This window comes from Streptomyces sp. NPDC046887, assembly GCF_040644755.1.
GTDB classification, from domain to species: Bacteria; Actinomycetota; Actinomycetes; order Streptomycetales; family Streptomycetaceae; genus Streptomyces; species Streptomyces lichenis.
The window spans coordinates 1-11,883 of the sequence record NZ_JBEYXH010000069.1 but is presented as its reverse complement, the minus strand read 5'-3'; the positions used below and the strand labels follow the sequence as shown (position 1 = coordinate 11,883).

Below are 11,883 nucleotides of genomic sequence, written 5' to 3'. Positions count from 1 at the left end.
CACCACCGACACCAGCGAGTACAGCAGCGAGTTCAGCGCCCAGCGCAGCACATCCGCGCCGCCCAGCACATCGGTGCCTGCCGGACACCGTCCGGCAGGGGGCGCTCCACTGCCCCGCCCGGGCGGATCCGGACCTGGCCACCCGGCTCACCCGCGGCTCACATCAGACCGCTGATCACGGTCCCCTCGGGCAGCTTGCGGACCTGGCGGGCGATGCTGACGCAGTTGTCGAAGTAGGCGCGCCGGTCGGTGCGTTCCCGGTTGGCCGGGTCGTCCTCGCCGCCGAGGAGCAGCGGTGTCCGGTAGCCCACCACCTCGTCGAAGCCCAGGGGGTCCGGGTCGCCCGGGTAGGTCTCCCGCCAGGCGCGGAAGTCGGCGGCCCCGAGCGGGTCGCCCTCCTCGTCGGCGGCGGCCGCGAGGAAGTCGTCCCGGTCGAGCCCGGTGGACGTGGCTTCGCCCCGGGCGGGGTCGACCACGAGGACGCCGTCCGCGCCGGCCAGCAGCTCGCGCCCCGCCCAGTCGAAGGCGAACGGGACGTACCGCCCCTCGATTCCCGCGACCAGCCGCAGGCAGGCCGCGTACGACTCCTGCGCGGAGGCGGGCGTGTGGAACCGCAGCACCCCGTGCGCGAGCGTCCGGCCCGCCGGCGAGTCCCCGGGGTCCTTGACCGTGTCTGTCACCGGGTACCGCCGCAGCAGCGCGTCCAGTTCCATCGCCCCTCCCTACCGGTCGAGCCAGCGCCGCGCGGCCTCGCTCTGGTATGCGTCGTCGGAGTCCGGCCGGTGCGGCTGGTCGGCCTGCCACTGCGCCTGCTGCCTCAGCACCTGGACCCGGTGCGGGTCCCGCACCGACACGGCCCCGATCTCCGATTCCCAGGTGTCGCCACGGACGATGACGCGGCCGTCCGTGGACTGCATGACGAAGCCCGGAAGCAGGCTCCCCGCACCCAACGGGCCGGCGGACCCGGCGTCCATGATGTCCCATGGGTCGCCGAGCCGCACTCGTGCCCATCGGAACACGTGAGGCCGGCCCGTGCCGAGGTCTACGGCCACGAGGAACTCCCCTCCATCGCCGGTGAAGAGGCCCGACTCGTCGGCGAGTCGGTGCCAGGCGGCGTTGGCCTTCTCCGCCAGGCGAGGATCGGCCGAGCTCACCGATACGGCGCGCGCTCCGTCCTCGTCCCCCACGGCATTGGCGAAGCCGGCCACGGTGACCGGGGTCAACGGGGCCGCCGGATCGGCCAGCCCCTGGAATCGCAGCCCTGCCAGGGCGAGCGAGGAGGCGAGTGCGGAGTGGTCCATGGCACACCTTGTGAAGTAGTAACCGGTTAGCAGAGTTCATGAGAGGGGCCCTGCGATGAGAGCGCTTCTCATCGCAGGGCCCCTGGGTCATACCGTTCGCCTACGGCTGCGGACCTCGGTTGGCCCACGGGTAGCGGTTGATCGACCCGTAGTTGTGACCGCCGGAGCGCCGGCTGATCCCCACCCAGGCCATCTGGCCCAGACGATTGACGATCACCCGGTGCTGGCTCGGGTTCGGGGTTCCGTCATCGTAGACGCGGCCGTCGAGGAAGTTCCTGCCCGCCCTGGTCTTCTCCCGGTTCTTGAAGAAGTCGAGGACGAGCCGTCCGTTCTCCCTGGTCCGTCGCTGCGGGTAGTTGGGGTTGCTCATCAGGTTGCCGACGATCTGGTGGACTTCCTGCGGGGTGTTGTAGAAGGCGGCGAATTCCTTGCGCCGCTGATCCATCTGCCCGCCGGGGGCGTCGTTGTACTCGTCGTTCGGAGTCCAGGTGCTGGTGGGCTCGCAGTTGTGCACCAGGGCCGAGGTGGCGCCCATGCCCACGAAGTACGTGTGGACGTCGGTGACGGTGAGGTTGTAGACGGTGGCGTACTGCGTCCACCGCTCGACCGTCTTGACCTGGACCCAGGTACCGGAGGAGGTCTGGAGCCACTGGCCCGGCCTCAGGTCGCCCGCGTCGATCCAGGCCCGTAGCGAGGCCACGTAGAAGGGGTGGCCGTCGGTCGCGGTGACCGCCGCCGTCTTCGGCTGTTCCCCGCCGTGTTCGGCGAGGGTCACCTTGACGAGCTTCTTCAGCCCCTTGCCGATGATGGTCGCCGATGCCGTCTGCACCGACGTCCTGCCCGTCCTGGGATCCGTGGCGAGGACCTTGTCGCCGGCCTTCACCTTCTCCAGACGGCGCTTCGACCCGTCGGCCATGAGGACCACGGTTCCGGGCACGAAGCTGTTGCAGGTGCCGTTCTGCACGGCGTCCGCGGCTTGGTCCTTCGCCTCGGACTTGATCTCCTCCCGCGCCCTGGACGAGCCACTGCGCTGAGCCGGCTTCTTGGCCTGGGAGGGCTTGGGCCTCGGCTTGGGCTGGGCCCTCGGCTTCGGCTTGGGCCTCGGGCGCGCCGCCGCCTTACGGGCTGCCGCCCGCTTGGCCGCAGCGCGACGGGCTGCCGCCCGGGCTGCCTTCGCCCGTGCCTGCGCCGCTGCTCTTCTGGCCGCGGCCCGCTTGGCCGCAGCACGCTGAGCCGCGCGCTTCGCCGCGGCCCTCTTGGCCGCCGCGGCCTTGCGGGCCGCCTCGCGCTTGGCCTTGGCGGCAGCACGCTTGGCCGCCTCGATGGCACGCTTGCGGGCCAGTGCAGCGGCACGTCGCGCCGCCGCCTGGGCCGCCTTGCGGGCCGCGATGATCGCCGCACGGCGGGCCGCCGCACGGATGGCCGCCTGGATCGCGATACGCGCGGCGATGCCGATCAGGATCGGGAAGAACTCGCCCGTGGGGTCCGAGAACGTCGCCGGGGCGTTGTTGCTGTAGCCGTACGGGTTGATCGTGGCCGGGTTGCCGTAGTCGACCATCGGGTCGACCGAGATGAACCGGCCCGTCGCCGGGTCGTAGTCGCGGGCGCCGAGCCTGGTCAGGCCGGTGTCCGCGTCTCTGATGCCGCCGACGAAACCGCGTTGGCCGGGCCAGTCCGAGGGCTGCGCGCCCCGCTCCTCGCCGAAGGGCATCGCCTTACGCCGGGTCACGGCCATGTTGGCGCTGGCCATGTCGACCACGGTGTGCGAAGTGCCGTGGTGGTCGGCGAGCAGCAGCTCCCGGCCGCCGCCGGTGGACCGCACGGTGGTGGAGCCGTCCGGGTGGGCGTAGAAGCGCTGGGCCTTCACGGAGGTCAGGTCGGCGCTGACGGTCAGCTCCGCCTCCCCCAGGTATAGCGTCTTGCTGCCGTCCGCTCCGGTGCGGATGAGGCGCTCGCCGTCCGGTCCGTAGAGGTAGCTGGTGGACTTGGTGCCGCCGCCCTCGACGGGCCAGGACACCTTGCGCATCTGGCCTTCGACGTCCCACTCCAGGGTCTGGGTGGTGCCGCCGTGCTGACGGGTGGTGGTGTTGCCGGCCTTGTCGTAGGCGAAGGTGTTCAGCCGCTCGCCGGCCGGGCCGGTGGACTTGACCTCGGCGAGGGCGTTGGGACCGCCGACGCCGGGCTTGCCGTAGGTGTAGGCGCGGGTGACGTTCTTGCTGGTGTCACCGGTGGTGTCGTGCTCGGTGAGCTTGGTGCGGTTGCCCGCGGCGTCGAACTCGAACGACTGCCAGTAGGCGTCCGGACCGCCGACGGTGTCCTTGGAGGGACCGGCGGTGCAGTCCTCGGTCTTCGCCGTCCAGGCCGAGGTCATCTGCCGCAGCTTGTCGTAGACGAAGCACTGGGTGTCGGTCCGGCCCGAGTCCGGGGCGGCCGCACCGGGAGCGTCGGTGATCCTGGTGACGTTGCCGGCGTCGTCGTACCCGTAGCGGGTCTCGCTGATCCGGCCCGGCGTGATCGACCGGTCGATGGTCGAGAGACCGAGGCGGCGGGTGAACTCGTCGTAGACGTAGGTCCCGTACACCTTCTTGCCGGCCGGGCCGGCCTCGGTGCGCAGGATCTCGCCGAACGCCGAGTACTTGACGTCCCCCAGGTAGGTGGACGCGCCGCTGACGGAGATCGGCAGGTCGTCGGAGTCGTAGCGGAAGACGACCGGCTCGGTGGTCAGACCGCCCAGACCCGGCACCTGCGCCGTGGCGACATTGCCGGTAGGGGTGTAGGTGTAGCTGTAGGCGTAGGTGCCGCCGAGTCCGGTCTCCTCGGCCGGGATGACGGTCTTGGACTTCTTGACCCGGTACGCCTTGTCGTACTCGGTGATCTCGTCACGGTACTCGCGCCCGTTGTCGTAGCGGATGGACGCCGTGGGCAGTCCCTTGCCGAGGGTGTCGTAGGTCCACTCCAGCCGCTTGGGCCCGGTGGCGCTCCCCTCGCGCAGCGAGGTCGGACGGCCGCCGTTGTCATACGTCGTGACCAGCTTGTTGCCGCGCGGATCGGTGGACGAGATGACGTTGTCGGAGGCGTCGTACTCCAGGGTGGTCCGGCCGCCGTCCGGGTCGACGCTCGCGGTCTGGCGACCGCGTCCGTCGTACTCGAAGCTGGTGACCGCCCCGCCCGGCGCCGTGATCTTCACGACGTTGTCCAGGTGGTCGTACTCGTACGCGGTGTCCCGCCACGTGGTGCGCGCGTCGTTGGTGTACTCGCGCAGGCGGGTGGTGCGGCCCTCCGCGTCCTCGAAGGTCGCGGTGACCGTGTCGCCCTTGGGCGGGATGGAGGTGGAGACGTCGCCGTCCACCTCGGTGGTGGTGCGCAGCTTCTCGACGCCGCGGTGGTAGGTCACCTCGGCGACCGGCTCGCCCATGCCGTTGTAGGTGGTGCGGTTCTGCGAGGGGACCTCGTTGTCACCGACCTCCAGCAGCTTGGCCTCGGGCTCCTTGTCGTTGAAGTAGCCGTCGTTGGACTTGAAGGTCCGGCCGGCGGAGTCGTAGAAGGTGTCGTTGACGATCCGCCCGGTGCCGGCGACGGCCTCGTCCTGGGTCTGCCGCTCGCGCAGCAGGCCGTCCATGATCTCGTAGGAGACGGCGTACTCGCCGTTGTCCTTGAGGATCCTGGTGGTGACGACGGTGGGGCCGTCGCGCCGGATGGCGTAGTCGTACGTCGCGTTCGGCGTCTGCGTCGCCGGGTCGCGGTCGATCTCCCAGACCTTCAGCAGCCGGCCCAGCGGGTCGTACTGCATGGTCGCCTTCTTGCCGTTGGCGTCCGTCTCGACCAGCGGCATGCCGCGCACGTCGTCGAAGTCGGTCGTCTCGGTGTGGCCCAGCGGGTCGGTGGTGACCGTCTTGACCGGGCGGGCGATGGTGGCCGGGGTGTTGACGACCGTGGTCTTGCGGTTCTCGGCGTCGTAGGTGGCGGTCTCGCGGCCGTGGATGTCGTACTCGGTCCGGTCGATCACCGTGTAGCCGGCGCCCTCGGCGTTGCGCTCCTGGACCTCGGTCGGCAGGCCCTTGGTGGGCGCGGCGCCGAAGGCCAGGTTGTCGTAGAGGGTGCGGGTGTCCTCGACGACCTCGCCGCCGGAGGTGCCGCAGGCGCCCAGGGTGGTCAGCTCGCGGGACTCCAGCTCCAGGATGTGCGCCCCGGTGTTGCGGGCGTAGCTGGTGGTGGAGCACATCCGCTTGCCGCCGGGCGTGGTCTCGTCCACCTGGGTGGGCAGGCCGTGCGCGTCGTAGGTGGTGACCTCCTTGGCGGTGCGCCAGGTGTCGCCCTTGACCCGCTCGCGGGTGGTGACGGTCTCCGGCCGGGTCATCCACGCCTCCAGCGGCGTGGTGCCGGTGCGGGCGCGGGACGCGGTCTTCACCGCCCAGGCGGTGGTGAGCACCGAGGAGTCGACGGGGCCGCCGTCGGACTCGTAGGTGATCTGCTCACGCAACTGGCCCTGGTAGTGGCCGAGGTCGGGGACGGAGCCGCCCTGGGAGTCCTCGACGGCGGCGGTGCGGGTGCCGCTGGGCAGCTTGTCGCCGTGCATGCCGCGGAAGTAGCGGTGCTCGGAGAGCTGCTTGACGTCACTGCCGGAGCCGAGCCGGGTCCTGACCCGCTCGTAGCCGCGGTACTGGGACCAGGTGCGGTGCTTGTTCTCGGTGAACTCGCTCTCGTCGTAGGCCCAGGCGGCGCCGCCGACGAACTCGTACGAGGTGGTCTTGTCCGGGCTGCCGGCGACCAGGTCCATCTCGCGGACCTCGGTGACGAGGTACTTGTGGAACCAGTCCTGGGTCGGCTTCAGCGCGCCCTTGGGGGTCCAGTACTGCGGGTAGCACCGCAGGGTGTTGGACTCGGGCGAGGCCGGCATCCGGCGCGGGGCCAGGGCGGAGCAGTCGCGCGGCGAGTAGGTGACCGCGATGCGGCCGCCGGTCTCGGTGTCGATGGCGTGGATGCGCTGCCGGGAGTACGGGGGCAGGCCCTCGACGCCGTCGACGCGGTTGTCCATCTGCTGGCCGAGGAAGGAGACCTTCGGCATGTCGGCGGTGCCGCCGGCGCCGTGGCCGGTGCGGGTGATGGAGTCCAGCCACAGGGCGGGCGAGGTGCCGTCGCCGGTGGCGGGGAAGTTGTTCTCCAGGGCCCAGGAGTCGACGTTCTTCAGCGCGGAGCCGACCAGCACCTGGGTGCTGATCTTCGTCAGCCGCTTGGTGGACCAGAAGGTCGGGCCGTACTTGTCGGTGCACTTCTCGCCCGACAGGCACTGCTGGTCCAGCGGGACGTCCGGCCAGTGCTTGGCGTTGGCCGCGGTCCGCTTGGACTCGGCGCAGTCGAACGAGGTGCCCGGCACGCAGCGTTCGGCCACGGTGAAGGAGACGCGTCCGGCGGGCAGGCCGGTGAACAGGGCGCTCGCGCGCTGGCCGTAGTCGATGCGGGCCAGGTCGGCGGAGCGGGTGTACGCGATCTGCTGGTCGGCCTTCATGTTCTGGCCGTAGTAGTTGGTGTGCTTGTTCCACCACAGCGTCATCGCGTCGCCCAGCGGGTCCACGACGTAGTCGAGGTTCCAGCGGTACGCCTGGGCGCAGTCGGAGTCCATGAACGCGGTGGCGTGGCAGGGCTCACCGGGGTGGTTGCCGAACACCGGGACGGTGAGGGCGGAGTTGGTCACCTGGGTGGTGGCCCCCGGCAGCTTGTTCAGGCCGAAGTGGTACTTCACGCCGTCGGTGCCGGTGATGACCCAGTGCTCGCCGTCCTTGGCGCCGTTGGCCGCGCCGGTCTTGCGCTCGACCCGGGTGCCGTCGTCGTCGGCCGGGCGCCAGGTGTTGCCGGTGGCGTCGGCGTCGTCGCGGACCAGTTCGCTGCTGTTGCCGCCGAGCGACATCACGACCTGGTCGGAGCCCCAGCACAGGTCGCCGTTGTCGGTGGTGTTGTTGGGCGCCTTGCCGTCGACCTTGTCCTTGTCGTCGGAGCAGGAGCGGTACTTGCGCTCGATGAAGCCGGGCTCGTAGTCCCAGCCCTCGGCGATCCAGGAGGACTGGCCGTTGGTGGAGGCGGTGCGGCCGTCCACGGCCTGGGAGGAGTACGAGAGCTCGATCTCGGGCTGCGGGCCGCCGGGGACCTCGGGCGACTCCACCGGGTAGGTCCAGGAGAACCCGCCGGAGGAGGAGCCGGCCATCCAGGAGCCGGACGGGGAGAGCGAGGTGGCGCCGTGGTTGCCGCCGGGGCCGGCGGAGTCGGCGGTCGCGGCCAGCACCATCGCGCCGCCGGAGGCGGCGCGGGCCGCCTTGCCGGGCGCGGTGGCGGGCTTGCCGGTCAGGTCGACGGTGGCATGCACCGTACCGGCCTCGGCGTCGTTGCCGCCGGTCAGCTCGGTACGGGTGCGGCACTCGGCCCTGTCCGGGGTGGTCAGCGCACAGGCGGGAAGCTGGACGAGGCGGAGCCGGGAGCCCCAGTCGCCGCCGTAGCTGTCCTTGAACGCGGAGTAGTCCAGGGCGAGTTCGACGCGCCCGGTGGCGGCGGCGGAGGTCGCGGTCTTCGCCGGCGCGGCGGTGAACAGCACGCCCTCGACGCCGGCCTTGCGGGCGGCCGCGGTGTCCTTGAACTCGACCCGGGCGGCGGAGCCCTTGGCGGCCGGGGCCGTGTTCGCCCCCGCGGCGGCACGGGCGCCGGACTTCGCGGCGGCCTGGGCGGCCGGGGCCGGGCGCAGGGTCACCGGGGCGTTGGCCAGCCCGGCGCCCTCGGTGGCGGCGCCCAGTGACGGCTGGGCGGCGAGGCCCTTGCGCGCGGCCGGGGCGCCGGCGCCGGCGACCTGGACGGTGAAGCCGCCGGTGGGCCGCTTGTCGGCGGCCGGCGACCAGGGCTTGGCCGCGTCGTTGCGGGCGGCGGCCCGCTTGGTGGTGTGGTTGCGGCCGTCGACCGACCGTTCCCGCTCGATATCGCTCAGTCTGGTGCGGAGTCCGGCGGCGGCCGCCGGATCGTCCGGCACGAAGCCTATGAGTAGCGCCATGAAGACGACCATTGACACCGATCTGTGCCAATGGCCCAAATAGCGCAACTGGCTAGCCAGTTGCTGCACAGGTCCCTCCCCTGATCTTTGCAGCGTGCATGAAACGTGATGACATTAGTCGGCTCCGGGGGTGCCAGCAAGCAAAGTTTGCTTCCCTAAACAACCCGTCCAAAGGTCAGGAACAGGCAAACATCGCGCAAAAGCGACCATGTACTGTTCCGCCGAGCCCGAGCCACCGTCGTGGCGGCTCACCAGCACTCACAGAGGATTTGGGGGGGACTTTCAGCTATGTCAGCCCGTACACGAGGGCGAAGAGCGAGACTCACCGCGTGCGGTGTGATCGCCGCCGTCCTGGTCGGCGGCTCCCTGGGGACGGCGCCGCTCACCGCGGCCGCCCCGGCGGTGGACCCCGCCGCCGGGACCGCGACCGGGCCGAAGGCAGCGCCCGGCTCGGAGGCCGCCGCCCTGGAGCAGGCCGCGGACACCGGGAAGCCGGTCGAGGTCGCCGAGGCCCGCAGCGAGACCAGCGAGACCTTCGCGCTGCCCAACGGCAACCTGCGCACCACCCAGCACAGCGTGCCCTTCCGGGTGAAGCGCGAGGGCGCGTGGACGCCCGTCGACACCGACCTGGCCGCGGTGAACGGCCGGATCGCCCCCAAGGCGGCCGTCGGTGACGTGACGTTCTCCGCCGGCGGGGACGCGCCGCTGGTCACCCTCACCGACCAGGGCCGCACCCTGTCGCTGAGCTGGCCGAAGCCGCTGCCGCAGCCGGTGCTCGCCGGCTCCACCGCCACCTACCGCGAGGTGCTGCCGGGCGTCGACCTGGCCGTCGCGGCCGGTGTGGACGGCTTCAGCCAGGCCCTCATCGTCAAGACGCCCGAGGCCGCCGCCAACCCGGAGCTGGCGACCGTCGACTTCGGGCTGAAGACCGACGGGCTGACCGTCACCGAGGACCCGGTCACCGGCTCCCTGCGCGCCCTCAACCCGGCCGGCCAGAGCGTGTTCGCCACCTCCACCGCCCGGATGTGGGACTCCTCCGGCAAGGAGCCGGCGCCCGCCGCCAGGACGGCCGGCAAGGCGCAGGCCCGTACCGCGAAGTCCGCGTCCCCGGTCGCCGCGTCCACCGCGACCTCCTCGGACCTCACCCCGGGCGCCAACAGCGCGACCGTGGACGTCACCGTCTCCGGCGGCAAGCTCAGCCTCAGGCCCGACCAGGGACTGCTGACGGCGCCGGACACCACGTACCCGGTCTACATCGACCCGCGGATGACCGGCACCCGCGAGGCGTGGACCATCGCCTACAAGCCGCACGCCAACGACAGCTACTGGAACGGCACCGGCTGGAGCGGCGGCACCACCAGCGAGGCCCGGGTCGGCTACGAGTCCTCCACCGGCGGCACCGCCCGCTCCTTCTTCCGCGTGGACTCCAAGTTCCTGGCCGGCGTGAAGGTGGTGGACGCGCAGTTCCAGATCACCGAGACGCACTCGTGGTCCTGCACCGCCAAGCCGGTGGAGCTGTACCTGACCGGCGGCATCAGCTCGGCCACCACCTGGAACAAGCAGCCGAGCTGGTCCACCCGCCAGGACAGCAGGAACTACGCCCACGGCAACGAGGCGTTCGGCTGCCCCGACAAGGCCGTGGACTTCGCGGCCAACGACGCCGCGAAGAAGGCCGCCGCCGGCAAGTGGAGCAACATCACCTTCGGCCTGCGCGCCCCGCAGAGCGCGGAGGACGGCAAGGACGAATACAGTTGGAAGAAGTTCAAGTCGGACGCCAAGCTGATCGTCGAGTACAACCGGCTGGCCAAGGCGCCGTGGGCGATGGACACCAGCCCCAGCACCAAGACCGCCACCGGCGAGTGCGGCAACGGCTCCACCTACGTCACACTCGGCAACACCGACGTGACGCTGAAGGCCCAGGTCTGGGACCCGGACGGCGGTGACGTCAACGTCCAGTTCCACCTGTGGGCCACCGGCAAGCACGACGTGTCCCCCGGCGTCTTCTTCGACAAGAAGGTGAAGAAGACCGTCAACGCCGGCGACAGCAAGGGCGTGCTCGCCTCGATCACCGTGCCCAAGGCGCTGCTGAACCAGCACAAGGGCGTCAGCGGCGGGCAGTTCTCCTGGAAGGCGCAGGTCGAGGACGTCTCCGACGCCGCCTTCGCGTCCGACTGGACGCCGACGCTCGGCGCGCCCGGCTGCCGCTTCGGCTTCGACCCGACGGCCCCGGCGTTCGAGCCGACCGTCGTCTCCGACGGGGGCCTGTTCCCGGAGGACGCCGAGGGCGCCCAGTCCCGGACGCCGGAGAAGTTCGTCTTCGACTCCGCCGACCCGGACATCAGCGAGTACCGGTGGGGCCTGGACCGCACCCCGCCGGCCAACAAGGCCACGCCGTCCGTCAAGGGCGGGCCGGCGAGCGCCACGGTGACCCCGCTGACCCCCGGCCCGCACACGCTGTACGTGCAGGCGTTCGACGCCGGCCTCAACGCCAGCCCGATCCGCGCCTACCGCTTCCACGCCACCAGCCAGGGCGTCTTCGACAAGCCCGGTGACGTCAACGGCGACGGCCAGCCGGACCTGTTCGGCGTCGACGGCGTCTCCAACCTGCGGCTGTACAGCGGCACCGGGGGCGGCAGCGTCACCGGCCACGCCGCGCTCTCCGCCGACGCGAGCTGGGACGGCGCGCTGCTGACCCACCGGGGCGACTGGACCGAGGACTTCTACGAGGACCTGGTCGCCCGCAAGGCCGACGGCAAGATGTACCTGTACCCGAACGACGGGCTCGGCGGGTTCAGCGCCGACACCCGGCAGGAGGTGTACGTCTTCCCGGACGACGAGACGGGCGTGGCCACCGACACCTCCGCCATCCGGCAGATCGTGTCCGTCGGCGACATCACCCCCGACTCCGACAGCACCAACCCGGACTTCGTCGCGGTCATCGGCGACCGGCTGTGGTTCCTGCCCGGCTACTCGGGCGGCGCCGTCTACTCCGGTTACCAGATCGGCGGCAGCGGCTGGACCAACATGCACCTGGCCTCGCCCGGCGACCTGGACGGCGACGGCAACGTCGACCTCATCGCCCGCAACGCCACCAACGGCGACGTGTGGGTGTACCGGGGCCGGGCCAACGGCGACGCGGACGGCGACGGCACCCCGGACGGCGGCACCGACCCGTCCTCGCTGGGCGCCGGGTCGAGCCGGGTCGCCTACGCCACCGGCTGGACCCCGGCCGCGCGCCCGCTGATCACGGCGAGCGGCGACTCGGACGGCGACGGCATCTCCGACATGTGGACGACCACCGCGAACACCGCGGCGGGGCTGGAGTTCCTGCCGGGCCGCCGCACCGGTCTGATCGGCGCGCCGAAGGTCGTCGGCACGGGCGGCTGGCAGCCGTTCAAGGCGATCTCCTGACACCTCGGCGATGACAGGGGCCCGGTCCCGCGAGCGCGTCTCGCGGGCGCGGGAGGACGGTCCCGGCGGCGCACACCTCGTGGGGTACGTGGTGCCGGACTGGCACGCGCTGGACAGCCGCCTCGAACAGAGCCGGCGGGA

4 protein-coding genes are annotated in these 11,883 nt (G+C 71.4%); 1 reads left to right on the top strand and 3 read right to left on the bottom strand.

The features are described 5' to 3' along the window. Positions 1-158 precede the first annotated feature (158 nt). The 3 genes from ABZ945_RS32770 to ABZ945_RS32760 form a co-directional block, all read right to left on the bottom strand. Positions 159-713, bottom strand: coding sequence for a hypothetical protein (locus ABZ945_RS32770; protein WP_361277086.1), 555 nt, complete (start codon positions 711-713; stop codon positions 159-161). Positions 714-722: 9 nt separating this feature from the next. Continuing rightward, complete coding sequence (locus ABZ945_RS32765; protein ID WP_361277084.1) at positions 723-1,301, bottom strand: hypothetical protein; 579 nt, start codon at positions 1,299-1,301, stop codon at positions 723-725. Positions 1,302-1,401: 100 nt separating this feature from the next. Continuing rightward, complete coding sequence (locus tag ABZ945_RS32760) at positions 1,402-8,331, bottom strand: polymorphic toxin-type HINT domain-containing protein (protein ID WP_361277082.1); 6,930 nt, start codon at positions 8,329-8,331, stop codon at positions 1,402-1,404. 336 nt (positions 8,332-8,667) lie between these two features. On the opposite strand from ABZ945_RS32760, the gene ABZ945_RS32755 reads away from it, so the two are divergent. Then, complete coding sequence (locus tag ABZ945_RS32755) at positions 8,668-11,742, top strand: VCBS repeat-containing protein (protein ID WP_361277080.1); 3,075 nt, start codon at positions 8,668-8,670, stop codon at positions 11,740-11,742. Positions 11,743-11,883: the final 141 nt, after the last annotated feature.

Coding starts and splice junctions, on each gene's coding strand:
- ABZ945_RS32770 (WP_361277086.1), bottom strand. CDS start 713: ATGGAACTGGACGCGCTGCTGCGGCGGTACCCGGTGACAGACACGGTC.
- ABZ945_RS32765 (WP_361277084.1), bottom strand. CDS start 1,301: ATGGACCACTCCGCACTCGCCTCCTCGCTCGCCCTGGCAGGGCTGCGA.
- ABZ945_RS32760 (WP_361277082.1), bottom strand. CDS start 8,331: ATGGCGCTACTCATAGGCTTCGTGCCGGACGATCCGGCGGCCGCCGCC.